This is a genomic window from Synechococcus sp. MU1611 (assembly GCF_020514255.1).
In the GTDB taxonomy this organism is placed as follows: domain Bacteria; phylum Cyanobacteriota; class Cyanobacteriia; order PCC-6307; family Cyanobiaceae; genus Parasynechococcus.
In genome coordinates this window covers 177,966-203,724 of record NZ_VTLC01000004.1, presented here as the reverse complement: position 1 = coordinate 203,724, position 25,759 = coordinate 177,966, and the positions used below count along the sequence as shown (strand labels likewise).

General features: G+C 58.8%; 23 protein-coding genes, 1 tRNA gene and 1 other RNA gene. 11 read left to right on the top strand and 14 right to left on the bottom strand.

Annotated elements, in window-relative coordinates; translation table 11 throughout:
• The 5 genes from pseC to acpP all read right to left on the bottom strand — a co-directional run bounded on the left by pseC (position 1) and on the right by acpP (position 5,851).
• Positions 1-1,194: a UDP-4-amino-4,6-dideoxy-N-acetyl-beta-L-altrosamine transaminase gene (gene pseC, locus FZZ92_RS09810; RefSeq protein WP_226423120.1), complete on the bottom strand. Its 1,194-nt coding sequence runs from the start codon at positions 1,192-1,194 to the stop codon at positions 1-3.
• Between the two features lie 8 nt (positions 1,195-1,202).
• A complete protein-coding gene (gene pseB, locus FZZ92_RS09805; RefSeq protein WP_226423119.1) occupies positions 1,203-2,222 on the bottom strand; it encodes a UDP-N-acetylglucosamine 4,6-dehydratase (inverting) in 1,020 nt (339 codons plus the stop codon).
• Positions 2,223-2,288: 66 nt separating this feature from the next.
• A complete protein-coding gene (tkt, locus tag FZZ92_RS09800) occupies positions 2,289-4,298 on the bottom strand; it encodes a transketolase (RefSeq protein WP_226423118.1) in 2,010 nt (669 codons plus the stop codon).
• A gap of 54 nt (positions 4,299-4,352) precedes the next feature.
• A complete protein-coding gene (fabF, locus tag FZZ92_RS09795; RefSeq protein WP_115024827.1) occupies positions 4,353-5,600 on the bottom strand; it encodes a beta-ketoacyl-ACP synthase II in 1,248 nt (415 codons plus the stop codon).
• An 8-nt stretch (positions 5,601-5,608) separates the two neighbouring features.
• Complete coding sequence (acpP, locus tag FZZ92_RS09790; RefSeq protein ID WP_011363161.1) at positions 5,609-5,851, bottom strand: acyl carrier protein; 243 nt, start codon at positions 5,849-5,851, stop codon at positions 5,609-5,611.
• A gap of 148 nt (positions 5,852-5,999) precedes the next feature.
• Here acpP and psaC point away from each other — a divergent pair, with 148 nt between their 5' ends.
• Positions 6,000-6,245, top strand: a complete 246-nt coding sequence (gene psaC / locus FZZ92_RS09785) for a photosystem I iron-sulfur center protein PsaC (protein ID WP_006850103.1) — start codon at positions 6,000-6,002, stop codon at positions 6,243-6,245.
• 54 nt (positions 6,246-6,299) lie between these two features.
• Complete coding sequence (gene glmS / locus FZZ92_RS09780; protein ID WP_226423117.1) at positions 6,300-8,189, top strand: glutamine--fructose-6-phosphate transaminase (isomerizing); 1,890 nt, start codon at positions 6,300-6,302, stop codon at positions 8,187-8,189.
• Positions 8,190-8,192: 3 nt separating this feature from the next.
• Here the strand turns inward: glmS and FZZ92_RS09775 are convergent, their stop codons facing one another.
• On the bottom strand, positions 8,193-9,653 hold the full coding sequence (locus FZZ92_RS09775) for a mannose-1-phosphate guanylyltransferase/mannose-6-phosphate isomerase (RefSeq protein WP_226423116.1): 1,461 nt from the start codon (positions 9,651-9,653) through the stop codon (positions 8,193-8,195).
• A gap of 76 nt (positions 9,654-9,729) precedes the next feature.
• Positions 9,730-10,263, bottom strand: a complete 534-nt coding sequence (gene rimM, locus FZZ92_RS09770) for a ribosome maturation factor RimM (RefSeq protein WP_226423150.1) — start codon at positions 10,261-10,263, stop codon at positions 9,730-9,732.
• 55 nt (positions 10,264-10,318) lie between these two features.
• Between rimM and FZZ92_RS09765 the strand changes: the two genes are divergently transcribed.
• Complete coding sequence (locus FZZ92_RS09765) at positions 10,319-10,504, top strand: NAD(P)H dehydrogenase subunit NdhS (protein WP_115024823.1); 186 nt, start codon at positions 10,319-10,321, stop codon at positions 10,502-10,504.
• A 4-nt stretch (positions 10,505-10,508) separates the two neighbouring features.
• Complete coding sequence (locus tag FZZ92_RS09760) at positions 10,509-11,336, top strand: ion transporter (RefSeq protein ID WP_226423115.1); 828 nt, start codon at positions 10,509-10,511, stop codon at positions 11,334-11,336.
• On the opposite strand, the gene rnc is transcribed toward FZZ92_RS09760, so the two are convergent.
• Positions 11,294-12,019 carry a ribonuclease III gene (gene rnc, locus FZZ92_RS09755; protein WP_226423114.1) on the bottom strand — a complete coding sequence of 242 codons (726 nt, stop codon included), beginning with the start codon at positions 12,017-12,019 and terminating at the stop codon, positions 11,294-11,296. The two genes, FZZ92_RS09760 and rnc, sit on opposite strands and share 43 nt — an antisense overlap.
• Positions 12,020-12,046: 27 nt before the next feature.
• Positions 12,047-12,437: RNase P RNA component class A (gene rnpB, locus FZZ92_RS09750), an RNA gene on the bottom strand.
• A gap of 38 nt (positions 12,438-12,475) precedes the next feature.
• Here rnpB and FZZ92_RS09745 point away from each other — a divergent pair.
• Positions 12,476-12,549 (top strand) — tRNA-Arg (locus FZZ92_RS09745).
• A 37-nt stretch (positions 12,550-12,586) separates the two neighbouring features.
• Here FZZ92_RS09745 and FZZ92_RS09740 read toward each other — a convergent pair.
• Positions 12,587-14,473: a tetratricopeptide repeat-containing sulfotransferase family protein gene (locus FZZ92_RS09740; RefSeq protein WP_226423113.1), complete on the bottom strand. Its 1,887-nt coding sequence runs from the start codon at positions 14,471-14,473 to the stop codon at positions 12,587-12,589.
• A gap of 321 nt (positions 14,474-14,794) precedes the next feature.
• Here FZZ92_RS09740 and FZZ92_RS09735 point away from each other — a divergent pair, with 321 nt between their 5' ends.
• Complete coding sequence (locus FZZ92_RS09735) at positions 14,795-15,121, top strand: hypothetical protein (protein WP_226423112.1); 327 nt, start codon at positions 14,795-14,797, stop codon at positions 15,119-15,121.
• Positions 15,122-15,158: 37 nt separating this feature from the next.
• Complete coding sequence (locus FZZ92_RS09730) at positions 15,159-15,626, top strand: hypothetical protein (protein ID WP_226423111.1); 468 nt, start codon at positions 15,159-15,161, stop codon at positions 15,624-15,626.
• Between the two features lie 58 nt (positions 15,627-15,684).
• Here FZZ92_RS09730 and FZZ92_RS09725 read toward each other — a convergent pair whose 3' ends face one another.
• Entirely contained in the window at positions 15,685-18,207 is a 2,523-nt protein-coding gene (locus tag FZZ92_RS09725) for a glycogen/starch/alpha-glucan phosphorylase (RefSeq protein ID WP_226398766.1), read from the bottom strand.
• Positions 18,208-18,419: 212 nt separating this feature from the next.
• Here FZZ92_RS09725 and FZZ92_RS09720 point away from each other — a divergent pair, with 212 nt between their 5' ends.
• Positions 18,420-19,793, top strand: a complete 1,374-nt coding sequence (locus FZZ92_RS09720; protein ID WP_226423110.1) for a cation:proton antiporter — start codon at positions 18,420-18,422, stop codon at positions 19,791-19,793.
• 3 nt (positions 19,794-19,796) lie between these two features.
• Here FZZ92_RS09720 and FZZ92_RS09715 read toward each other — a convergent pair whose 3' ends face one another.
• Entirely contained in the window at positions 19,797-20,114 is a 318-nt protein-coding gene (locus FZZ92_RS09715; RefSeq protein WP_226398764.1) for a hypothetical protein, read from the bottom strand.
• A gap of 36 nt (positions 20,115-20,150) precedes the next feature.
• Here FZZ92_RS09715 and FZZ92_RS09710 point away from each other — a divergent pair, with 36 nt between their 5' ends.
• Positions 20,151-21,071 (top strand): alpha/beta fold hydrolase, encoded by a 921-nt coding sequence (locus FZZ92_RS09710; protein WP_255614325.1) that lies wholly within the window; start codon positions 20,151-20,153, stop codon positions 21,069-21,071.
• Positions 21,072-21,099: 28 nt separating this feature from the next.
• The gene (locus FZZ92_RS09705; protein WP_226398762.1) at positions 21,100-21,954 is read left to right on the top strand and encodes a galactose mutarotase; all 855 of its coding nucleotides are present in this window, start codon (positions 21,100-21,102) and stop codon (positions 21,952-21,954) included.
• On the opposite strand, the gene FZZ92_RS09700 is transcribed toward FZZ92_RS09705, so the two are convergent.
• Positions 21,939-23,090 carry an FAD-binding oxidoreductase gene (locus FZZ92_RS09700; protein ID WP_226398761.1) on the bottom strand — a complete coding sequence of 384 codons (1,152 nt, stop codon included), beginning with the start codon at positions 23,088-23,090 and terminating at the stop codon, positions 21,939-21,941. The genes FZZ92_RS09705 and FZZ92_RS09700 overlap by 16 nt on opposite strands.
• Before the next feature lie 14 nt (positions 23,091-23,104).
• Here FZZ92_RS09700 and FZZ92_RS09695 point away from each other — a divergent pair, with 14 nt between their 5' ends.
• Positions 23,105-24,451: a four-carbon acid sugar kinase family protein gene (locus FZZ92_RS09695; RefSeq protein ID WP_226398760.1), complete on the top strand. Its 1,347-nt coding sequence runs from the start codon at positions 23,105-23,107 to the stop codon at positions 24,449-24,451.
• On the opposite strand, the gene FZZ92_RS09690 is transcribed toward FZZ92_RS09695, so the two are convergent.
• A complete protein-coding gene (locus FZZ92_RS09690; RefSeq protein WP_226423109.1) occupies positions 24,350-25,726 on the bottom strand; it encodes a (Fe-S)-binding protein in 1,377 nt (458 codons plus the stop codon). The genes FZZ92_RS09695 and FZZ92_RS09690 overlap by 102 nt on opposite strands.
• Between the last annotated feature and the right edge of the window lie 33 nt (positions 25,727-25,759).

Sequence of the window (25,759 nt, the reverse complement as noted above, 5' to 3'; positions counted from 1 at the left end):
CTAATTCTCCTCCAGCGAGCGACTTAGGCCATGCTTATTTAATAATTTGTGTAATGCATGAATCACGCGATCCTGATCATTATTTGACATATCTGGAAACAAGGGCATGCTGAAACATGTCAGTGCATATTGCTCGGCTTTTGGAAATTGACCTTCAGAAAAGCCTAGTTTTCTATAATATGGCTGTAGGGGAATTGGCCAATAATGAAGTTGTACTCCAATCCCTTCGTTACGCATGTCTTCAAAGATCAGGCGATGCTGGTTTGGCGTCGCATGAGGAATTCTCAGAATCGCAAGATGATAAGAGCTTTCACAATTATTTGGTTCTTTTAGTAGGGAAGCAGAAGATTCGCTCAACTTATCCCGATACCGACGAGCCAGTTCGCGTCTTCGATTAATGATTGTAGGTAAACGCTTAATTTGACTAAGTCCTAAACTTGCTTGCATATCCGTAAGTCGATAGTTGTATCCAATGCTTTGTTGCTCGTAATACCATGGTCCTGGTGACTCTGATTCAAAGTTATTCCGATTTATCCCATGGCATCTAATTGATTCCAGACGATTGCGTAGGACCGGATCGTTTGTAAGTGACGCGCCACCTTCTCCTGTGGTTATTATCTTTACAGGGTGAAAACTAAATACTGTAATGCTACTGAACTGACATGAACCAACTGGAGACCCTCCATAGGAAGCTCCAACTGCATGACTTGCATCTTCTAAAATTTTGAAACCATATTCATCTGCTAATTCAGCTATTTCCCGCATTGGACAACTTGTTCCTGCGAGATGGACAGGTACAAGTATTTTGGGAAGTTTCCCTTTTTGCTTTGCTTCACGCAGTTTTTGCTTTAAGTTCACAATATCCATTAATCCAGTATTGCTTTCTATGTCGACAAAATCAACTTCAGCGCCGCAGTACAAAGCGCAGTTCGCACTTGCTACAAATGACACTGGACTGGTCCACAGTCGATCTCCTGGACCTAAACCCAGGGCTAGGCACGATGCATGTAACGCACTTGTTGCACTATTAAATGCAACGGAATGGTTGCAGCCACATACTCTCGACAGTTCTCGTTCAAATGCTGGTACCGCTGGTCCCTGTGTCAGAAAAGGGCTCCGTAGAGTTTCAACCACAGCACTGATGTCTTCTTCAGTAATTGTCTGGCGACCATATGGAATAAAAGATTCAGGCATTTGCGGATTCAGGTTGGCTGAAATGTTGGATCAACATGCTTGCGAATTAAATCTCGAATTTGCTCAACTGTCAGGAACTCAGGATTGCTCCCGGAATTATATGCAAATCCAGGTTCAACCGCTTTGATTGCTTTGCCACTATTGCTATATTGACCATTGGCCGATCCATCGCTTGGAAGAATTGCGTAATATTGGCCAAGATCTATTGTTGAAAAACTATCTGATGCTGTGATCATTTCTTCGTGAATCTTTTCGCCAGGCCTTATTCCAATATTTTCTTTTTTGCAATTAGGTCCGATTGCTTCGGCTACATCAATAATTCGGTAGCTTGGTATCTTGGGCACAAATACTTCTCCTCCAATAGCATTCCTTAGTGCCCATAGCACCATCTCTACTCCTTCGGTTAGTGATATGTTGAATCTCGTCATTCTTGTGTCTGTGATTGGAAGCGTACCGGTTTTTGTTTTATCAAGAAAAAATGGGATTACGGATCCCCTGGATCCCATCACATTTCCATACCTCACGACTGAAAAACGCAGCCCTCTGGTTCCTTTAATATTATTTGCTGCTACGAATAGTTTGTCTGAGCATAACTTTGTGGCTCCATATAGATTGATTGGAGCAGCTGCTTTGTCGGTGCTAAGTGCCACTACTCTTTTTACCTCCGTATCTAGGCAGGCTTGAATAATATTTTCTGCGCCTAGTACGTTCGTTTTGACGAACTCCATTGGATTGTATTCGGCCGCTGGCACTTGCTTTAGTGCTGCCGCATGTATGACTGTATCTATGCCTTCTAGTGCTCTTCTGAGTCTTGATTGATCACGTACGTCGCCCAGGAAAAATCTTAATTGCTTGAATTTTTCTGGAGGGTATTGCTTTTGAAGTTCCCATTGCTTCAGCTCATCTCTGCTGTAAACGACAATCCTCTGAATGTCAGGATGGTTTTCCAGGATTGTTTTAATGAATTCCTTGCCAAAGCTCCCCGTGCCTCCTGTGATCAAAAGCTTGGAGTTTGAATTGAATGTCATTGAATTGATTGGAAAAAAAAGGGAGCCTCCTGGCTCCCTGTGTTTTGAATTTGAATTTAGCGTTGTTTAGGACAGCAATGCTTTTGCTTGCGTTACAACATTCTCTACTGTAAATCCAAATTCCTTAAGGCAGGTGCCCCCTGGGGCGGAAGCACCGAAGCGGTTCATGGTGACGCTGTCGCCATCGAGGCCGATGAAACGGTGCCAGCCGAAGGACTCAGCCGCTTCCACCACCATGCGCTTGCGCACTGCGTTGGGGAGCACCTCTTCCTTGTAGGCATCGGTTTGCTCGTCGAACAGTTCGACGCAGGGCATCGACACCACTCGAACCTTCTTGCCCTCTGCGGTGAGCTGCTTGGCGGCCTGCACGCAGAGGTCGAGCTCGGTGCCGGTGCCGATCAAGATCAGATCAGGGGTTCCAGCGCACTCCTCGAGCACATAACCGCCCAGGGCCACCTTGTCGATCGAGGAGTTGGCCTGGTTGGCCATGCCTTGGCGGCTGAGGCAAAGGGAGCTGGGGCGATTTCGGTTTTGGATCGCCACCTTGTAGGCACCGCTGGTCTCGTTGCCATCGCCAGGACGGAACACCAACATCCCGGGCATTGCTCTGAGAGATGGGATGGTTTCGATCGGCTGGTGGGTGGGGCCGTCTTCGCCGACGCCGATGGAGTCGTGGGTGAGTACGTAGATCACACCCAGCATGCTCAGGGCAGACAGGCGCATCGAGCCCCGCATGTAGTCGGCGAACACCAGGAAGGTTCCGCCGTAGGGGATCAAACCACTGTTGTGATAAGCGATGCCGTTGAGGATGGCGGCCATGGCGTGCTCGCGCACACCAAAGTGCAGGTAGCGCTTCTCAGGGCTGCTGGCCTGGTAAGAGCCGGTTTCACCCTTGATGTCCGTGTAGTTGGAATGGGTGAGGTCAGCGGAGCCGCCGATCAGCTCGGGCAGGTTGGGACCTAATGCACCCAGGCAGATCTGGGAGTGCTTACGGGTGGCCAGGCCACCGTCTTCCGGGGTGTATGTGGGCAGGTCCTTGTCCCAACCCTCGGGCAGCTCGCCGCGCAGCATCCGCTCGAACTCGGCGGCTTCAGTGGGGTACTTGGTGCGGTAAGTGGCCAGTGTCTGATTCCACTCGGCTTCGAGGCTGGCGCCGCGGTCGATTGCTTTGCGGAACTGGTCGTAGGCGTCCTGGGGGATTTCGAAGGGGGCGTAGTCCCAACCCAGCTTCTGACGGGTCAGGGTTGCTTCCTCTTCACCCAGAGCAGCACCGTGAACACCGGCGGTGTCGGCTTTGTTGGGGGAGCCATAGCCGATGGTGGTGGTCACCTTGATTATCGACGGCTTGTCGGTCACTGCCTTGGCGGCTTCGATCGCCTTAGCAATGGCATCCACATCGGTGTTGCCCTCGGCCACGTGCTGCACGTGCCAGCCGTAGGCCTCGTAGCGCTTCAGAACGTCCTCGGTGAAGGACACATCGGTGCGGCCGTCGATGGTGATGCTGTTGTCGTCGTACAGGGCGATCAGCTTGCCAAGCTTGAGGTGACCAGCCAGGGAGGCAGCTTCGGAAGAGACACCTTCTTGGTTACAGCCATCACCCATCACCACATAGGTGTAGTGATCCACCACGGTGGCGTCAGCCTTGTTGAACTTGGCTGCCAGGTGGGATTCAGCGATGGCCAGACCCACTGCGTTGGAGATGCCGGCGCCCAGAGGGCCGGTGGTCACTTCAACACCAGGGGTTTCGAAGGTTTCGGGGTGACCGGGAGTCTTGGAGCCCCATTGGCGGAACTGCTTGATGTCGTCGATGGTCACCGAGTCGTAGCCGGTGAGGTGCAGCAGCGCATAGAGCAGCATGCAGCCGTGGCCAGCCGACAGCACGAAGCGGTCGCGGTTGAACCACTTGGGATTCTTGGGGTTGTGCTTCAGGAATTTGTCCCAGAGCGCATAACCCATGGGTGCGCAGCCCATCGGTAGGCCGGGGTGGCCGCTGTTGGACTTGTTGATGGCGTCGACAGCCAGCATCCGAATGCTGTTGATGCAGAGCGTGTCGAGTGACGCGGGCGCAGCGACCATGGTGTTAGTAGGGAAAGTTGGAGCGATTTTGACGCACGGCGTGAGCGGGAAGGCTCAGCTGGCGCGTTTGAAGGCCAGGCAGACGTTGTGGCCGCCGAAACCGAAGGAGTTGGACAAGACGGTTCCCAGTGTCTGATCTCGAGCCGTATTCGGCACGACATCCAGATCACAGTCGGGATCCGGGGTGGTGTGGTTGATCGTGGGGGGCACGACGCCGTGTTGCAACGCCAGCACGCAGGCCACGGCTTCGATGCCGCCGGAGCCACCCAGCAGGTGACCGGTCATCGATTTGGTGGAGCTCACGGGAATCTGCAGCGCACGGTCGCCCAGTGCGCTCTTGATCGCCGAGGTCTCGTTCTTGTCGTTCGCCGGGGTGCTGGTGCCGTGGGCGTTGACATAGTCGATTTCCGAAGCATCGATCCCGCCATCGGCCAGGGCCAGGCGCATCGCTTCAGCTCCCCCGACGCCGCCGGGCGTGGGTGAGGTGATGTGGTGGGCATCGCAGGTCATGCCGTAGCCCACCACTTCGCCGAGGATCGTGGCACCACGGGCTTGGGCGTGCTCGAGCGTTTCGAGCACCAGCACGCCAGCACCTTCACCGATCACAAAGCCATCCCGCTCCTTGTCGAACGGACGGCTGGCCGTGGCCGGATCGTCATTGCGAAACGACAGGGCCTTGGCGCTGGCGAAGCCGGCCACCCCTAGGGGTGTGATCGCCGATTCGGCACCACCGCAGACCATTGCGTCCGCCTTGCCCAGCTGCAGCAACCGGAAGGCATCGCCAACAGCATTGGAGCCGGCGGCGCAGGCCGTGGCCACGGCAGAGCTGGGGCCTTTGGTGCCCAGGGCAATCGCCGCTAAACCTGTGGCCATATTGGGGATCATCATTGGCACGGTGAACGGGCTCACCCGTCCCGGTCCGCGGCCCTCGAGCACGTGGGCTTGGGTTTCCATCGTCAGCAGTCCGCCGACGCCGGAGCCGATGATCGTGCCGATCCGATCCGCATTCGCGTCGTTGATGTCAAGGCCGGCATGGGCCACAGCCTGCTTGGCTGCCACCACGCCGAACTTGCAGAACCGATCCCAGCGCTTGGCTTCCTTCGGTTCGATGAAACCTGTCGGATCGAAATCCTTGACCTCCGCCGCAAAGCGACAGGCGTGCTCAGATGCATCGAACAGGGTGATGGCCTCTACTCCGTTGCTGCCGGAGGTGAGGCCGTTCCAGTAATCCTGAACCGTGTTGCCGATCGGTGTGACCGCGCCGAGGCCGGTAATGACGACGCGATGGAGACCATCCACCATTGCGTTCTTCAGGCTTGCTTGTCTTCGATGTATTTGACGGCGTCGCCAACAGTGGTGATGCCTTCAGCAGCTTCGTCGGGAATCTCGATGTCGAAGGCCTCTTCTAGGGCCATCACGAGTTCCACGGTGTCCAGAGAATCAGCACCCAAATCGTTCTGGAAGTTGGATTCAGGCTTCACTTCGCCGGAGTCAACACTCAGTTGCTCCGCAACGATCGAACGGACCTTCTCGAGGATCGCTTCCTGGGACATAGCCGTGGCAACGGGACGCTGCATCTTACGGGCACGCCCTCAGGGATCACCTCGCGAAGTGCCCCCGCCGTTAACAACGGTGACGGCATGGCCAAGGACTTCCCAGGGAGGGGTACGTTTGCTTCAAGCCTTCGTATGAATCGGGCACATGTCCCACGCCGTCAAGATCTACGACACCTGCATCGGTTGCACCCAGTGCGTGCGTGCCTGCCCTCTCGACGTGCTTGAGATGGTCCCCTGGGACGGCTGTAAGGCCGGCCAGATCGCTTCATCGCCGCGCACCGAAGACTGTGTGGGTTGCAAGCGCTGCGAAACTGCCTGCCCTACCGACTTCCTGAGCATCCGCGTCTATCTCGGAGATGAGACGACCCGCTCCATGGGCCTGGCTTACTGATTTCAACCGTTTCACCTCATAAGCTCTGCCCGGCTTCAGCCGGGCTTTTTTTGTATGTGCGGAATCGTTGCCCTGGTGGGCTCCCGAGAAGCGGCACCCCAGCTTCTGGAGGGACTTCGTCAGCTGGAGTACCGCGGTTACGACTCCGCCGGGATTGCGACGGTTGACGCTCCAGGGGTGCTGACCTGTCTGCGGGCCAAGGGCAAGCTGCGCAACCTCACCGCCTTTGTGGAAGCTCAAGGGGCTCCCGGGCAATGCGGCATCGGCCATACCCGCTGGGCCACCCACGGCAAACCGGAGGAGCGCAATGCCCATCCGCACCGCAGCAGTGATGGGGCTGTGGCCGTGGTGCAGAATGGGATCATTGAGAATCACCGTTCCCTGCGGGAGCAGCTGCAGGCTTCAGGGGTGGTGTTTCAGTCGGAGACGGACACCGAGGTAATTCCTCATCTTCTTGCTGTGGAGCTTCAGCAGCTGCAAGCAGGGGGCGGCACCCCAGGCGGTGGTCTTTTGTTGGAGGCTCTGCAGCGGGTGCTGCCCAAGTTGCAAGGGGCCTATGCCCTGGCGGTGATCTGGAATCAGGCGCCGGGTGCACTTGTGGTGGCTCGCAAGGCGGCACCTCTCTTGATCGGCTTGGGTGAAGGGGAATTCCTCTGTGCCAGCGACACACCGGCCTTAGCAGGTTTCACCCGCACGATCTTGCCGATGGAAGACGGCGAGGTGGCCTTGCTCTCACCCCTTGGCGTTGAGCTTTACGACGCCGCAGGGGTGCGCCAGCAACGCATGCCCACCCAGCTCAGCGGCGTGGATCATGTGGCGGACAAACGCGAGTTCCGCCACTTCATGCTCAAGGAAATCCATGAGCAACCGGAAACCGCGGAGCTGTGGGTGGCCCGCCATCTGCCCCAGGGGCTGGCGACTGAGCAGCCGGTGGCGCTGCCGATGGACGATGCCTTCTACGCAGGGATCGAGCGGATTCAGATCCTGGCCTGCGGCACCAGCCGCCACGCCGCGATGGTGGGGGCCTACCTGCTGGAGCAGTTCGCAGGAATACCCACATCGGTGCATTACGCCAGTGAATTCCGTTACGCCCCGCCGCCGCTGGCTCCCCACACCCTCACCATTGGCGTCACCCAGTCCGGTGAAACGGCAGACACCCTGGCCGCCCTGGCCATGGAGGCGGAGCGGCGTCTGGCCCATGGGGATCCGGCCTTTGCCCCCCGCCAACTGGGGGTGACCAACCGTCCGGAAAGCTCCCTGTCGCGTCAGGTGCCGCACATTCTCGATATCGGGGCCGGTATCGAGGTCGGCGTGGCCGCCACCAAGACCTTCCTAGGCCAGCTTTTGGCTTTCTATGGCTTGGCCATGGCTTTTGCTGCACGTCGTGGCGCACGCTCAGCGGCTGAGATCAAAGCTTTGGCGGATGAATTGCGGACCTTGCCTCAGCAGCTGCGTCAGTTGGTGGATCTGCATGATCAGCGCTCGGAGGCCCTGGCCCACCGCTTTGCCGACACTCAGGATGTGATTTTCCTGGGCCGGGGCATCAACTACCCGATTGCTCTGGAAGGAGCGTTGAAACTGAAGGAAATCAGCTACATCCATGCCGAGGGTTACCCGGCGGGTGAGATGAAGCATGGGCCGATCGCCCTGCTGGATTCCCGGGTGCCAGTGGTGTCGATCGCCGTGCCCGGTGTGGTGTTCGAAAAGGTGCTCAGCAACGCTCAGGAAGCCAAGGCCCGCGATGCACAGCTGATCGGTGTGGCGCCCCAAGGGCCCGATACCGATTTGTTTGATGAACTGCTGCCGGTGCCTTCTGTAAGCGAGTGGCTCAGCCCTTTGCTCACGGTGGTGCCGATGCAGTTGCTGAGTTATCACATCGCCGCCCATCGCGGCCTGGATGTGGATCAACCCCGCAATTTGGCCAAGAGCGTCACGGTGGAATAAGCCTCAGCTGGTACTGATGCTGAGGTCGCTACGGCCGTAGCGGTCCTGGAAGCGCACGATGTCGTCTTCACCGAGATACTCCCCGCTTTGCACCTCAATCAGCTCCACCGGGATCCGACCGGGGTTGGACAGGCGGTGTTTGCAGCCCATGGGGATGTAGGTGCTCTGGTTTTCTCCCACCAGCTGCTCGGTGCCGTCGCGCTCCACCAGGGCCGTGCCTTTGACCACAACCCAGTGCTCGGCACGGTGGTGGTGCATCTGCAGCGAGAGGCTGGCGCCGGGTTTCACTGAGATCCGTTTCACCTGCCAACGGGTCCCTTCGGTGACGCCCGTGTAATGGCCCCAGGGGCGATAGATCTTGCGGTGGGCCTTGCCCTCGGGGCTGCCAGCTGCCTCCAGCTGCTTCACCACCGTCTTGATCTCCTGGGCCTTGGAGCGATCCGCAATCAACACGGCATCGTCGGTTTCCACCACCACGAGGTTTTCAACCCCCAGCCCCACCACCAAGCGGTGTTCGCTGCGCAGGTAGCAGTTGCGGCTGCCTTCGGAGATCACGTGGCCCTGCAGCACATTCCCCTGGGAATCACGTTGTTCTGAGGTTTCCCAAAGGGCACTCCAGCTGCCGACATCGCTCCAGCCCGCATCCAGCGGCAGCACACTGCCCAGTTCCGTTTTTTCCATCACTGCCACATCAATGGCCACGTTGGGGCACTTGGCAAAGGCCTCCCGTTCCAGCCGATGGAATTCCAGGTCAGCAGTGTCCTGCTCAAGAGCCGCGCGGCAGCAGCTCACCACCTCCGGGGCCAGCCGCTCCAGTTCCGCCAGCATGGCGCTGGCCCGGAACAAGAACATGCCGCTGTTCCAGGTGAAGCGGCCGGTGGCCAGGAATTGTTCTGCCGTTGCTTGGTCGGGCTTCTCCACAAACCGCTTGATCGGCACATGCTCGGGTCCATTGAGCGAGAACGGTTCGCTGGCCTCGATGTAGCCATAGCCGGTTTCTGGTGCTGTCGGCACGATGCCGAAGGTCACCAGGCGCCCCTCCTCGGCCGGTTTGCGTCCTGCGTCGATGGCCCGGCGGAATTGGGCGGCATCGCGGATCAGGTGATCCGCCGCCAGCACCAGCAGTAGGGGGTCGTCGCCGTTGGCCGTGGCCTGCAGTGCAGCCACCGTCACGGCGGGGGCGGTGTTGCGGCCCATCGGCTCCAGAAGGATCGCGTTCGGCTCGACCCCGATCTGCCGCATTTGTTCGGCCACGATGAAGCGGTGATCTTCGTTGCAGAGCAACAGCGGAGCCGCGAGGGCCTCCAGACCATTGAGGCGTTGCTGGGTCTGTTGCAGCAGCGTCGCTTCGCCGTCACCACTTAACGGCCAGTACTGCTTGGGATAACTCGCTCGTGACAGCGGCCACAGGCGCGTGCCGGTTCCTCCGCAGAGGATCACAGGAATCAGCGGTGTGGCGGCCATCTCGTCCTGAAGGCGGTGACCCAGATTCGCTTGCCTCAGGGGCTTCTGTCGATGCCCTGGAGGTGATGGATTCGCATTAGAGCTCCAGCAGGCCCGGCGGCGGGGTAATGAGCAGCCAGCCGTCCTCGAGCTGCACCTCCGGAACGATCGCGTCCACGAATGGAATCAGAAGCTTGCGTCCATCGGCGGTTTTGATTTCGAGCAGATCGTTGCCGCCGCTGATGAGGTCGGTCACCGTGCCGATGGCTGGGCCATCAGCTGTGAGCCGTGCCTCCAGCCCGACTAGATCGAGCAGGTGAAATTCCCCCTCCGCCAGCTCAGGCCGATCGTCTCCCGCCACCAGCAGCTCCTGTCCCACTAGAGCCTGGGCGGCGCTGCGATTATCGATTCCTTCCAACCGCACCACGAATAGCGACTTGCCCGGCAGTTGCCGGCCTTTTTTGAGCTGGATTTCCGTGGGCTCACCCCCTTGGCGGCTGCGCAGCCATCGGGGCCCCGGTGCCGTGAAGCGCTCTGGGAAATCACTGGCGGGGTTGACCCGCAGTTCCCCCTGCAGCCCTTGGACCCCCACGATTTTGCCGACGCTCAGCCAGTCGTCGCTTTCTGCCATGCCATCCGCAGCACACTCTGCCGATAATGGCGCCAGATCCGTCCGCGACCGAGCCATGGCGTCTGCACCTGCTCCGATCCTTCCTGGCTCCACGGTGACCGTGGCTGATGCCACCTCGATTTACAACGGCTACACCGGCTTCGTGCAGCGGATCAGCGGTGACCGTGCAGCTGTTTTGTTTGAGGGCGGTAACTGGGACAAGTTGGTGACCTTGCGTTTGAAAGACCTTCAGCCGGCCTAGGGCGATGAACGCAGACCGCAGCCTGCGACAACGCCTGCGGGCCACGGTGCTGGAAGCCAGTACCCCAGCGGGCAAGGCCTATAACGCCGTCATTTTCGGGGCAATTCTGTTGAGCGTTCTGGCGTTGCTGCTGGAGCCCGACCCCTTGGGCAACTCAGCCCTACGCCAGACGAATGTGCTTTGGATCGATCTGGTTCAAAACGTTTGTCTTGCGGTGTTTGCGGCGGATTTCGTGCTGCATCTGGCCTTGGTGGAGAAGCCCCGGCGCTATTTGTTCAGCTTCACCGGATTGATTGACGCCTCAGCGGTGCTGTTCTTCTTCGTGCCACAGGTGCGCAGCGAGCTGTTGCTGTGGGTGTTCAAGTTCGGCCGCATCCTGCGGGTGTTCAAGCTGCTCAAGTTCATTGATGAGGCCCGCGTGCTGGGTCAGGCGCTGCGGGGCAGTGCCCGCACCATTGGCGTCTTCCTGTTCTTTGTCTTTCTGCTGCAAGTGGTGCTCGGCTACAGCATCTTTGTGATCGAGAGCGCCCGGCCGGACTCCCAGTTCCAGACGGTGGCGAGCGGCGTTTATTGGGCGATCGTGACCATGACCACTGTTGGTTACGGCGACGTGGTTCCCCAGACGGAGCTGGGGCGGCTGCTGGCCTCAGCGGTGATGATGCTGGGTTTCGGAATCATTGCCATCCCCACTGGGATCTTGACCGTGTCGGGGGTGCGGCATCACCAGCAGCGAGGTGTGGATCTGACCTGTGGCAAGTGCGGACGGCAGGGGCACCGCAAGGATGCCCGTCATTGCGATGCCTGTGGTGCGTCCCTGCCCTCCAGACTTTGAAGTGCGGCTACCGCTGCGTTTTGTTCGGCCTCCTTGCGGGAGCGGCCCTTGGCCTCGGCCAGCTCTTTGTTGCTGACGCTCACCCGGCAGAGGAAGCGTTCGGGGTCGCCGTGCTGGAGGCTGCATTCCTCGGTGACGTAGTGGGGTAGTCCCAGGCCGAGGCCCTGGCTCCACTCCTGCAGGGCTGTTTTGCCGTTGTATTGATGGGGGGTGGCCAGTACCGCTTCGGCTGTGACACGCCAGTGGGGAGTGAGCCAGCGATGAATCGCCTGCAGGTCGCCAAGGGCGGTATACAAGGCTCCGATCAGCGCCTCGGTGGCATCGGCCCGCAGCCTGGCCTGAGCGGAACGATCCCCTTCGGCGTGTCGCCCCAGCAGCAGATGTGTCTCGATGGAAAGCGTTGCACCCACCTCCGCTAGCCAGCGGTCGCTGACGAGCTGGGCCCGCAGGTTGGAGCAGGTCCCCACCGCGAGATGGGGGTGGTTGCGGTCAATGAATTCGGTGGCGGCAAGCCGCAGCACCGCATCCCCGAGAAACTCCAGCCGTTCGAGGTTGCGGGCGCGACCGGTCGACACGTGGGTGAGAGCTTGGTCCACCTGGACCAGTAACTCCGCTTCGATCGGGATCTCAGCGTGCAGGCGCTGGATCAGGCCGGTGAGCTCTGCGGCGCGGGATGAATCCACAGGCACTCCTGAGCAACGCTGATAAGGGGTTGAAAGCAGGACATAAGCCGGGTTCTGTTCACGCCACCACAGAGGTTGTCTGCAGAGGGTGGGTGGCTATCTATCTGGGACCGCCGTTACCGACGGCCTCAAGCGGCGCGTTCAAGCGGAACGGGGCCAATGGCCAGCCTTCGTTCCTTGGCCTTGCTCCCAGCCGGGGTTTACCGAGCCAGCACCTCTCGATGCTGCTGGTGCGCTCTTACCGCACCTTTGCACCCTTGCCTGTGCCGGCGAACCGGCCATCGGCGGTGTGTTTCTGTGGCACTCTCCTCACGGTCACCCGCACTGGGCGTTACCCAGCAAGCCTGGCCATAAGGGAGCCCGGACTTTCCTCAGCCGACACTCAAAGAGATCGGCCGCAACCACCTCGCCTGCTTTCAGAACCCATCATGCCTTGCCATGCATAATTCCTAACGAGGGGCTGTAGCTCAGCTGGATAGAGCAACGGTTTCCTAAACCGTAGGTCGTGGGTTCGAGTCCCGCCAGCCCTGCTTTTTCAATTAGATATTGAATTTCAGCGTATAAATTTTAGCTAAGTTCATACAATCCACTTGTCTTAAAAATCGCTATGGCTGGTTCAAGAATGCTTTTGTAATTGACCCAGCCACCTACTGACTTTGGATGAATAGGCTTTTTTATTTCAGTATCACTTCTTGTGTTTATACCTCTTTTGTTTAAATGCGGATTAATGTAATTCTCGTTCCATTCCAATTTTAGCCAATTAATTAGTGGAATTATCGTTTGCTTTGGCGAACGCACCAAGGAATCATAATTTAAAGAGTATATGCAGTCATTGTAAATTTTTTTCCACTTCCTAATTGCTTTCTCTTGCTCAACAATCAAAAGTGCCGAGTCAAATGCGCTTGAGGTGTAGTTATTCCCTGTGGTCAAATTGCTTCTGAGCATTGATAAAACATTATCTCTTGGATCTCTGCTGCAATGAATTATTTGTGCATTTGGGATGGTGGATAAGATCTCTCCAATCCACCGGAAATTGTACAAATTTTTATCAACGGTGAAGTTAGAGCCTTTTCCTCGGTGTTTGGCAAATTTTAGATATAGAGACTCTATCATTTTGGTTTCAGTGAGTTGTTCGCTTTTGAAGTTTGAAAGAGCCAGTGTTAAGGCATTAGTTTCTCCAAGAGCTTGCACTTGTGGATTGGTACTTAAAATATTTTCTAACAGCGAAGACCCGCAGCGTGGGACTCCTACGATAAAAATGCGCTTGCTATCGTGAGTAGGGATTGGTAGTGATTTTGAGACATGGTTATTCAGGTTTTCGTTGATATTATTAATGTGATAGTCTATTTCGGATTTATGAAGATCTATTTTTTTTAGATTTGCATTGATCAGATGTTGTTCGGACTGTTCGAATTTATTCAGGCTGTGGAAACAGTTCGAAAGCGCGAACTCAATTAAAATAAGGTCTGATTGGTGAGTATATTTTTTCGTCAAATCTTGAATGGTGTTGAGAAGCTTCTTGGCATCTAACGGGTTTTCAAGTGTTGTACTTGATTCATAGATGGCTTCTAAGTTTTCTGAGTCGAGTCGAAGAGCTTTCTTGAGTAGTCTTTGGCTTTCTGTTCGGTTCCCGAGTGAACGATGAATGCTTGATGCTGTTACACAAGAGTTTGAATTGCTTGAGTCAATCCTTAGGGCTTGTTTGGCAAATGCAAGAGACTCTTCAAGCTTGTTGGAGTCTTTTAGAATACGCGCTAGATTGATTAAACATTGAGAGTTGTTCGGCTCGATTTTTACTGCTTTTTCTGCATAAAATATTGCCATTTCAAGGTCATTCCCGTTTTTCTTGATTCCGCTCAGGTTGATTAAGGCTTGTATCTCTGAAGGTTGAGTCGATAGTGCTTTTTGGGTGTATGCTTCGGCCTCTTTTGTATTTCCTTGTTCAAGCATCATGCATCCAATATTCACTAACGCTCCCGTGAGTTTTGGGTTGTAATTAATTGCTTGTTTCGAGACTTTGATGCCATTGAGAATGTCTCCTGATTTCCAGTAGACGTAGCCAAGCCGTGCTAGGAATTCGCTATTTTCGGGATCTAGGCTTGTTGCGATTCTTGAGTGCTCTAAGGCTTCTTCAACTTCTTCCTCTGCTAAAAGGCCTGCAAAGTTGTGATGTGTGTCGGGGTTATTGGGACTAATCGCTAGCGATTTTTTGAATAGCCTGTAAGATTCTTTGAAATTTCCCAGCTGCTTTTCAATAATTGCTAAAAATCCCAGAATGGGTGCGTTTTGGGGTTGATTTGTGAGAATGAGTCTGCAGCTCCTTCGCGCACCATTAATGTCTTTGTTTTGATAGGCCTTGAGGGCGTGACTGGTTAATTCATTGATGCTCTGCTTCGATTTCTGATATCTCTGTCGCTTGTTGTTCTCTGGGTTTTTTGTTCCGAACCCTTCCATGTGGTGAGTCTATGCTTGGTCTTCGTGCTGCTAATCATAGTGCTAAGTAGAATTGTCATTTCATTCAAGTCGATTTAATGCAGGGTAGAACCTCGATTTGAAGCCCCCTCTTTTGTGCTGTTCATTTTGAAGTCTTAATTGCTGAGTGAGCTCCTCTCTTTACATCTTTATTGAGCTGTTGATCGTTCTCGCGCCTTTTCGCATCTGAGAATCGAGCGATTCGGAGTGCGTTGAAAATGTCCTTTGTAGCTGACACTACATGTAGTGGGCTTCACATTTTGCCCACCACCGCTAGGGTTGATGCAACCGGGTTTGGGTGCAATGACCCAGCTTCACGATCTTCGTTTACGGCTGCTGGTGCAGCAGGAAAGTGAGCGGATTGCTGAATCCCAGCCTACGGATCTGGACTTATCCGTGGTGCAGGCCCGCTGCCTGTGTTGGCTGGCTCTCCTGGCGGAGGCCCACGAAGACCAGGCCAGTGACGCGGAACGGCGCGGAGACACGGAACAGGCCATGGGTTGGTTCGCCGATTCGATGCGGCTGCGGGATGTAATTGGTGTGGTGTCGTCCATTGAGATCCCTCTGCCCGACACTGCTGGTGAGGATGGTCCTCAGGCTGAGGAGGGTTTGGGGCCTCAGGCGGCTTGATCAGTGGCATAGTGGGAAGTGACCGCGAGGGACTGCATTGCCGGAAGAGCCCTGCCAGTGCCCGGATTGCCAACGGTTTTACCGGGAGCATGACCGGTTGATCCGGGAGTCCCCGACGCTTCGTCAACAACAGGAGCTCAACTGGGCCGCTCTCCAGTCGTTCCGCACCTTGTCCGGACGCGTTCTGGAGGATCTGCAAAAGCAGCACGGGTCCCGTCAGACAGCAGATGCAGCAGCATCAAAGCCTGCAGCAACTGGAGCGCCTCTCCCTGAGGAATCAGGTGATGGTCTCCAGCAGGCCATCGCTGATCTGGAGAACATCAACGCCCATCTGTTCTCGATTGAGGCCTTGATGGAACGGGTCTTTGATGTGCGCGTTCCCGAAGAAATTGAACAGAAGTTCCGCGAGCTGGCCGGTGAGTTGGCTCCTGACCCGTTGAATGTTGACCGTCTGAGGCTCAATCGCCTGTTGCACCAGACTCCGGATTTACCTGATCGGAACTGACACTCGATGTCCGATAAGAGCCCTGGAGAAGACTCCAGGGCTTCTTTTTTGGCTGTTTTCAGCGAACGTCGCAGGTGATCTCCACGTTGAGTGGATCCACGGCCCAGATGTTGTTGCAGTACTCACTGATGGATCGGTCGGAGGAGAAGAACCCTGTGCGAGCCGTGTTCAGCAGCGACATTCGATTCCAGTGCATCCGGTCGCTCCAGGCATGGCTGACTGCCTCCTGGGCCCGGAGGTAGTCGGCGTAGTCGGCCATCACGTAGAAGGGGTCGTTGCCGGTGAGGTTGTCGAGCAGAGGGCGGAATAGCTCGCCGTCGCCGTTGCTGAAGTGGCCCATCTCGATCAGCCGCAGGGCCTCTTGCAGTTCAGGCAGCGCGGCGACCACGTCGCTTGGGCGGTAGCCACCTTGCTTCAAGGCTGTGATCTCCTCCACGGTCTTGCCGAACAGGAAGAAGTTCTCGGCACCAACGAGGTCTCGGATTTCCACATTGGCTCCATCGAGGGTGCCAATGGTGAGGGCACCATTCATGGCGAACTTCATGTTGCCGGTGCCTGAGGCTTCCTTGCCGGCAGTGGAAATTTGTTCAGACAGGTCGGAGGCGGGGTAGACCTGCTCGCCCAGCTTCACGTTGTAGTCCGGCAGGAAGACCACCCGCAGCAGGCCATCCATGTCGGGGTCTGCGTTGATGGTGTCGGCAATGCCGTTGATGAAGCGGATGATCAGCTTCGCCATGTAGTAACCGGGAGCGGCCTTGCCTCCGAAGATCACAGTGCGAGGCGCCATGCCCTCGGTCTGGCCGTTCTTGATCCGCAGGTACTGGGTAATCACCTGCAGTGCATTGAGGTGCTGGCGCTTGTATTCGTGGATGCGCTTTACCTGCACGTCGAACAGGCTGGCGGGATCAACGAGCACGCCTGTGTTGCGGTGGATGTAGGAGGCCAGCTTGCGTTTCACCGACAGCTTGGTGTTGCCCCAAAGCTCGAGGAAGCCATTGTCGTTCTGCCTTTCCTCCAGCTTCCGCAGGTTCTCCATGTTGGAGATCCAGTCTGGTCCCACGTGCTCATCCAGCAGGGCAGACATCTCGGGGTTGGCCAGGGCGACCCAGCGCCGCGGGGTGACGCCATTGGTGACGTTGGTGAACTTCTCCGGCCAGAGCGCTGCGAACTCCGGTAGTAGGTCGGTTTTCACCAGATCGGAGTGGAGAGCCGCCACACCATTGACGTGGTGCGCGCCGATTGTTGCCAGGTGCGCCATGCGCACGGCTTTGCTGCCTTCTTCATCGATGATCGAGAGCTTGCGCTGGATCGCGTCGTTGCCGGGATAGCGCAGTCGCACTTGCTGCAGGAAGCGGCGGTTGATCTCGTAGATAAGCTCCAGGTGGCGGGGCAGCAAGCTGCTGAACAGGTTGAGATCCCACTTCTCCAGTGCTTCTGGCAGCAGGGTGTGGTTGGTGTAAGCCACGGATCGGGAGGTGATGTCCCAGGCCTTATCCCACTCCAGATGCCGATCGTCGATCAGCAGTCGCATCAACTCCGCAACGGCGATGGCTGGATGGGTGTCGTTGAGCTGAACAGTCCAGTAGTTGGCGAAGTCTTCGACGGCCAGTCCTCGGTTATCGAGGCTGCGCAGCATGTCCTGCAGTGAGCAGCTGACGAAGAAGTGCTGCTGCTTCAGGCGCAGCCGCCGACCTTCGTCGGTGCCGTCGTTGGGATACAGAACCTTGGAGAGCGTTTCGCTGCCCACCTTTTCCTCAACGGCGCCGTAGTAGTCGCCGATGTTGAAGGCATAGAAGTCGAAGCTTTCGGTGGCATCGGCACGCCAGAGTCGCAGCCGATCGCAGATGTTGACCCGGTAGCCCAGCACCGGTACGTCATGAGGGATGCCAATCGCGTGTTCCGCTGGGATCCAGCGCGAGCGGTAGTTGCCCTTGTCATCGATATAGCTCTCTGTGCGGCCACCGAAGCCGACGAAGCAGGCCTCATCGGGCTGGGGCAGTTCCCAGGGCCAGCCACCCTTGAGCCATTTGTCGGTGATCTCCACCTGCCAGCCATCGCGGATCAGCTGGTCGAAGATGCCGAATTCGTAGCGGATGCCGTAACCGGTGGCCGGGATCTTCAGGCTCGCCAGCGACTCCATATAGCAAGCCGCCAGGCGACCGAGACCGCCGTTGCCCAGACCCGGTTCCTCCTCCACATCAAGGATTTGCTGCAACGACTCGATGCCGAAATTCTTTAGTGCCTCCTCGGCCTCCTTCTGGATCCCCAGGTTCAGCAGGTTGCTGTGGAGCTGCGGGCCGATCAGGAATTCCGCCGACAGGTAGGCCACCGATTTCTGCGGGCGGGCCCGCATCGCTTCGGTGGTGGCGAGATATCGCATCATCAAGCGGTCGCGCACCGCATAGCTCAGGGCCATGTAGAGGTCATGGCGGCTGGCGGTGGGAGCGAGCTTGCCGAGCGTGAAGAAAAGGTGCTCGGTCATGCCGTCGAACACGCTCTTGGCATCCAGCCCGGCGCGTTCGGGGTCGTTGTAACAGCCGGGGGTCGGCAGACGCAGATCGAACGGTTGGGACGTGGTCATGGGGGGGCAGCGAGCCAAGGAGCGTGGAATCACCGTCAGGCCAGGGGTGCTCGGAGCCCAACTCGATGAATTACCCGGACCGTAGCGATCACAACTGGGGCTGCCTGCAAAAAAGCGTGCTTCTACAGCATTCCCGGTCAATTGGGATCGTCCAGCGAACAGTTCGTCGGCGGATTCACCATTAAGGTTCGGCGTGAATAACGCCCGGCTTGATGCTGCTGCCCACCCTGCTGAGCGAAATCAGCAGCCATGACCTCGAATTGGCGGAAACGCTGATCGGCGTCCTTCGCTTCATGCTGATTTTTGTGGCGGCCCGCTCCCTCGCGGAGGTGCTCGTGAGGTTCGAGCTGCCCACAATTCTTGGTGAGCTTCTTGCTGGGGTGCTAATCGGTGCTTCGGGTCTGCATCTTCTGGTGCCGCCGGAGACCCAGGTGCAACTTTCCGGAGCTTTTTCAGAGCTGGTCTCCGGCCTGTCGCACGTTCCGGTGGACGAAATCCCAGCTCTCTACAACGAGAGCTTCGGAGCCCTGCAGGCGGTGGCCACGTTGGGTCTCTACTCCCTGCTGTTCCTCACCGGTCTCGAAAGCGAGCTGGAGGAACTGATGGCGGTGGGGGCCCAGGCCTTCAGTGTTGCCGTGGTGGGTGTGGTGCTGCCCTTCGCCCTCGGCACGCTAGGACTGATGGGGATCTTCCATGTGGATGCGATCCCAGCGATCTTTGCGGGTGCCTCGATGACGGCTACCAGCATCGGCATCACCGCCAGTGTTTTTGGTGAACTGGGTTATCTGCGCACTCGGGAGGGTCAGATCGTGATCGGAGCTGCCGTGCTCGACGACATCCTCGGCATCGTCATCCTGGCCATTGTGGTGTCCTTGGGAGCCGGTGGAAGTCTGGAGATTGGACCCATCGTGCAGTTGGTGGTGGCGGCGGTGCTGTTCGTGGTGGTTGCCCTGTTGTTGAGCCAGAAGGCGGCACCGGCTTTTGATTGGATGATTGATCAACTCAAGGCTCCTGGCGCCAAACTGATTGGTTCCTATCTGCTTCTCGCTGTCAGCTGTTTTGTGGCGTCCGCCATCGGTTTGGAAGCCGCCCTTGGGGCCTTTGCTGCTGGTTTGATTGCCAGCACGTCCAAGCACCGCCATGAGATTCAGGCGGCGGTCACCCCCATCGTTGGCCTGTTCGCCACCGTTTTCTTTGTGCTGGTGGGTGCCGGTATGGATCTTTCGGTGATCAATCCCTCTGACCCCGGTGCCCGTTCTGCCCTGGTGGTAGCAGCCTTTCTTTTTGTGGTGGCGATCATCGGCAAGGTGGCTGCCGGCTGGGCCATCTTCAGCAAGGAAAAGACCAACAAATTGGTGGTGGGTCTTGGGATGATGCCCCGCGGCGAAGTCGGCCTGATTTTCTTGGGACTGGGAACAGCCTCCGGTTTGCTCAGCCCCAGCCTTGAGGCGGCGATTCTTTTAATGGTGATCGGGACTACCTTCCTGGCGCCTGTGTTGCTACGCATCGTTCTGAAAGGCAAGCCCCCCGAGGACGGCAATCAAGTGCCTGAAGAATTCGCTGCTGATCCACTGGCTGGCAATTGAGCGTTAATCCTGGCGATTGAAGGCAACCAACAGCAGACTCCAGCCGATAGCGATCGCCGCCAGGCTGGAGGCCCAGCCTGGACCCAGGGCCCAGCTGGCAACCAGTTGGGTGACCAATCCCACCACCAGCGCCAGCAGGAGACTGCTGGTCACCAGCACAATCTGGCGCCACAGCTGCGGCAGGGGGCTATCCGCCAGGCTGGTTTCGAACGCTGCCAGAGGTGCACTCAAGGGGATGTAAAGGGCAATGGCCCAGAGCAGGGCACCCCGCCAGACCCCCCCATCGGCGAGCGGGCTGATGAATACACCGGTCTCCTGCATTCAGTTCCCCGAAACTGCTGCCTAGCATCGCGGCTCTTGCGCGACGTTGTGGAGTCCACGCCCTGGAACCATCTCGGCCACACCGTTCATGCGGTGCAGCAACAGCCTGACGCCTCTGGAGATCGCCCGGCTCTTCTGTTAGTGCATGGGTTCGGGGCCTCCACAGATCACTGGCGGCACAACATTCCCGTGTTGGCTCAGACCCATGCCGTGCACGCCATCGATCTGCTGGGCTTCGGCAGGAGTGCCAAGCCGGCGGAGCTGAACTATGGCGGCGCCCTGTGGCGCGATCAGCTGGTGGCCTACGTGCGTGAGCGGATTGGTAGGCCGACCGTGATTGCCGGTAATTCCTTGGGGGGATTCGCCGCTCTCGCCGCTGGGGCCGCATTGGGATCGGATTGTGCGGGGGTCGTGCTGCTCAATGCCGCCGGTCCGTTCAGTGATGAGCAGAAATCTCCGCAAGGTTGGGGGGCGATCGCCCGTCAGAGCATCGCCACGGCGCTGCTGAAGAGCCCGGTGCTGCAGCGGCTGATGTTCGAGAACCTTCGCCGTCCGGCCACGATCCGCCGCACGCTTAACCAGGTGTATGTGGACAAGACCAACGTCGATGACTGGCTGGTGGAGTCGATCCGCCGCCCGTCACTGGATCCCGGTGCATTTGGTGTGTTCCGCACGGTGTTCGACATTCCCCGCGGCCAGCCCCTCGATGAGTTGTTCGCTGAACTCACGGCGCCATTGCTGCTGTTGTGGGGGATTCATGATCCCTGGATCAATGCGCCCGGGCGGCGTTCCACCTTCCAGCGCCATGCGCCGGCTGCCACCACTGAGGTGGTGTTGGAGGCGGGTCACTGCCCCCACGATGAGGTGCCTGAGCAGGTGAATGCAGCTCTGTTGGAGTGGCTGGCGGGCTTGACGTCGGCCACAGCACCAACATATCCGGAGAACTCCGCTACTTGATTAGGCCAGACTTTCCGCACCTTGGCGGATGCCGATGACCCTCACCCAGCAAGCCGCTCCCTATGCCCACTGGGAGTATGTGCACCCCACCAGCGGTGACCGGCTGCGGATCATCCCTGAGCGGGGAGGAATCGTCAGCGAGTGGCGTTGCGGTGAGCGCGAGGTGCTTTATTTCGATCAGGAGCGTTATGCCGATCCTGCGAACAGCATCCGCGGAGGTATACCGGTGTTGTTTCCGATCTGCGGCAATCTGCCCGGCGACGTGTTCACGGTCGATGGGGTCGACCACACGCTCCAGCAGCACGGCTTTGCCCGGAATCTTCCCTGGGCATTGCAGCTGCTAGACGACCAGAGCGGGGTTCGTCTCAGCTTCTCCAGCACCGATGAAACCCTCAAGGCTTATCCCTTCGCCTTTCTGGTGGAGATGGACGTGCGGCCAATTGACAGTGCTCTGGAGATCAGCACCACCATCCACAACCGCAGCGCTGCGGCGATGCCCTTCAGCTTCGGGCTGCATCCCTATTTCAACGTGAGTGACCTGGCCCAGACCCGGCTCACCGGTTTGGCGGAGCGCTGTCTCAACCATCTGGAGATGGCTGATGCCGCCACGGCTGATCAGCTCACCCGTCTGCCGGATGGGGTCGATTTTCTCTGCCGCCCAGCCGGTTCGGTCACGCTGATCGATGACACCAACGGCGCCCAGCTGCAGCTCCAGCACCAGGATCCGATGGATCTCACCGTGGTCTGGACCGAGCCGCCTCGCCCGATGGTTTGCTTGGAACCCTGGACGGGGCCGCGCCAATCCCTGATCAGCGGTGATCGAAAACTGGTGCTGGAGCCCGGTGCTGAGCAGACCCTCGCCTGTCGCTACAGCGTCTCCTGATGCACCCCGGGCAGACGGCCGCGGCTGAGTTGCAGCTTGGGATCGAATTGGCGTTTCACCGCTTCGATCAGTGGTCGGGAGGGACGATCAACCCACGCTGGCAGGGTTGATCCGGCGGTGCGTTTCAACAGCGTCATTTCGCCGCCGAGGCGGCTCACGCTGCGGCGCAGCGCCTCCAGCTGGTGATCCGGTGTGGCGATGTCGCACCAGCCATCACCACAGCCGGCTCCGGCGGCCAGTTCCCAGCACCATGGCTTGAGGTTTGTCATGGCGTCATCCCGCAGCAACAGCTGCAACTGGGCTGGCGGCAACACCAGCCGCACCAGCTGGGCTGATTGGCTGGCATCGAGGGGTGTGGTCAGCGGATCGGTGCAGGGCTGGCGTTCTGCACTGAGCTGTTGTTGCAACGCCAAGCTTTCCAGCCGGTTCAGCTGGTCCTCCACCGCCTGGTTCGACACGCTGCTCACCACCAGCCGGAGCTGCCAGGAGCCATCGCCGCTGTTGATCCAGTCACAGCGTTCTGGCGTGAGACTGGAGCGCAGAAGTTCAGTCCGGAAGTTGTCTTGGGCTGCAAGGTCGCCATCCACGAGCAGGCTGCTGCGGGCGGGGCGCTGCGGTTGGAGCCGCAGGGTGAGTTCCGTGATCAGCGCCAGGCTGCCCCAGCTGCCGCAGAGCAGACGCATCAGGTCGTAGCCCGCCACGTTCTTCACCACCCGTCCACCGGCCCGGGCTTCGACGCCATCAGCCCGCAACAGGCCGATCCCGATGATCTGATCGCGCACCCCCAGATGGCGTTGACGCAGTCCCCCCGCCAGCCCCCGGGCCACCAGTCCGCCAATGGTTCCGGGCGCGCCGGCCCGGGGCCAGTCAATCGGTAGCCATTGCCCCTGGTCCGCCAGTAGATCCTGCAGGTCTTGCAGTGGCAGGCCGGCTTCCACCGTGATGGTTAGATCGTCCACCGCATGGTCGATCACCCGATTGAGCTGACGACACGAGAGCACCTCGTGGCTGGGATTGAGCGGCGGGCCCCAGTCCAGGCGTGTTTCCAGGCCACTGGGCGTCCAGGGTGTGGCGCTCTGATGCCACTGGCGAACCAGGTCGATCAGATCGCTGCGGGTAGCGGGGGAATGGCTCACGGCACGATGGTGCCATGAAGGTTGTGGTCATTGACGACGATCCCACCGGCTCGCAGACGGTGCACAGCTGTCCTCTGCTGCTGCGCTGGGATGTCGAAACCCTGCGCCGGGGGTTGCGCCAACCCTCGTCGTTGTTGTTTTTGCTGGCGGACACCCGGGCGCTGACGCCAACGGATGCGGCTGAACGCAACCGCAGCATTGCCGCTGCGCTGGATCAGGCGTTGCTGCGGGAGGGTTTGGCGCGCGATCAGGTGCTGTTGGTGAGTCGCGGGGATTCGACTCTGCGCGGCCATGGGGTACGAGAGCCTGAGGCCTTGCAGGCGTCCTTCGGCCCCTTTGATGCCACCTTGCATGTGCCGGCTTTTCTGGAAGGAGGCCGTACCACCGTGAACGGGGTACATCTCCTCCACGGCGAACCGGTGCACACCACGCCGTTTGCCCAAGACCGGCTGTTTGGTTTCAGCAGTAGTGATCTGGCCTGCTGGCTGGAGGAGAAAAGCGATGGAACCATTGCCGCGGCTTCGGTGCTGCGGATGTCTTGCCGTGAGCTCGATGCCGCCTGTGGTGCTGGCCTGCCGCAGTTGATTGATCGCCTCCGCTGTTTCCAGGCCAATGTGTCGGTGGTGGTGGATGCCGAGCGTCAGGAGCAGCTCACTGCTTTAGCCGCAGCGGTGCGTGCCCTTCAGGGAGAGAAACGTTTTCTGTTCCGCTCTGCCGCCAGCATGGTGAAGGCCTTGGCGGATCCCGGCCCACCGCCGTTGGATGCAAAAGGCCTTGTGGGGCTGCGGCGACGAGCTGCCGACGGAACGGCTCTGCCGGGATTGGTGATGGTGGGCTCGCACGTGCCCTTGGCGGATCGGCAACTCGACCGGCTTTTGGCTGCCCCCGGTTGTGCTGGCCTGGAGCTGCCGGTGCATCGCATCGCCAAGGTGCTGGAGGGACCAACACCCGATCTGTTGTTGGCAGACCTGGAGCGGGTCTGGTTGCAGCAGTTGCGAGCGCTGCTCGACGCTGGCGCCACACCGGTGCTGTTCACCAGCCGCGGTGAGCTGCGCTGTGCTTCAGAGCACGAGGGCCGGCGCTTGTCCTGCGCACTGGCTGCGTTGATGGGGAGACTTGCGGCCGCCTTCGCCCCTGATTTGGGCTATCTGATCAGCAAAGGGGGCATCACCACCCAGACCCTGCTGGCCGGTGGTTTGTCACTTGAGTCGGTGCAGCTGGAAGGGCAGCTGTTGCCGGGACTCTCGCTCGTGCGCCCGTCAGGGGGACCCTGCAGCGGTCTGCCAATTCTCACCTTCCCCGGCAATCTTGGTGGTGCCGACACCCTGCGGGACGCCTGGCAGCGCATGGAGGCCGGCTGAGGCAGCCAGCAGTTCCATCGGGTGCAGTACCTGGGCCCGATCGCCTAGGTGCCGCCGCAACTGCAGGGTGCAACCGATGTTGGCGCTGGCCACCAGTTCAGCTCCGGTGCCGCTGAGGTCATCGGCCTTGATCCGCCCCAGTTCAGCGGCCTCCTCCGGTTGCACAAGGTTGTAGATGCCTGCACTGCCGCAGCACACCCCCGCTTCGGTCGCTTCCTTCAGCTGAATGCCGGGGATGGCTCGCAAGAGTTGGCGAGGTTGGGCCTGGATGCCCTGGCCGTGAATCATGTGGCAGGCGTCATGCATGGCCACAACCACGGGGAGAGGTTGCAGTTGCGTGCGGAACGTCTCCAGCAGGCCGCGATCCGCCAGGAACTCCTGCACATCCAGCACCGGAGCACGGAATTGGATGTCGCCGTTCAGCAGCTCGCCGTAGGCCTTCATCGTGTGGCCGCAGCCGGAGGCGGCCACGAGCACCGCATCCAGCTCACCTTGCACAGCGTTCATGCTGCGGAGGAGATCCCTCGCGAGTTGGCGGGTGAGCTCCAGCTCACCCTGGTGATGACTCACGGCACCGCAGCAGCCTTGGTCTGGTGGAATCACCACCTCAAAACCGTTGGCCTGCAGCACCTTCACCGTTGCGGTGCTGACGCTGGGATCGAAGCAGCGCTGCACGCAGCCCAGCAACAGCGCCACGCGGCCGCGGCGTTCGCCGCTGGCGGGATTGATCTGAAGCAGTTGGTCGCTGAAGCTTTCCGGCACCAGGGGGGGCAGTAGTTGCTCCATCGCTTCGATCTCCGGCCCGAACAGACGGGTGAGCCCGGAGCGGCGGGCCAGGTGTTGCAGTGGTGTGCCGGCATAGGCCCGCAGCGGTTGCAGCAGGGCCCGCAGGCGCTTGGGGTAGGGCAGCACCTGCAGCAGCAGCTGGCGGAAGGCCACCTGCCATGGGCTTCGCTGGCCCGCATCGATCAGCTTGGGCCGGGTGGCTTCGATCAGCTGGTCGTAGCGCACCCCCGAAGGACAGGCGCTCACGCAGGCATAGCAGCCAAGGCAGGTGTCGAAATGGCTGGCGACCGTGGCATCCAGTTCCAGCTCGCCGGCTTCTATTGCCCGCAGTGCATGGATGCGGCCGCGGGGGGAATCCATCTCACTGGCCAGCACGCGATAGCTGGCACAGGTGGGCAAGCAGAAGCCGCAGTGCACGCAGGGGTCGGCGGCACCGGCGGGAAGGCCGGGGAGTTGGGTGCGAGATGAAGAGCCGGATTCGAGTCCCATCAATCAAGTCTGACTGCTTGACGATTTCCTTGC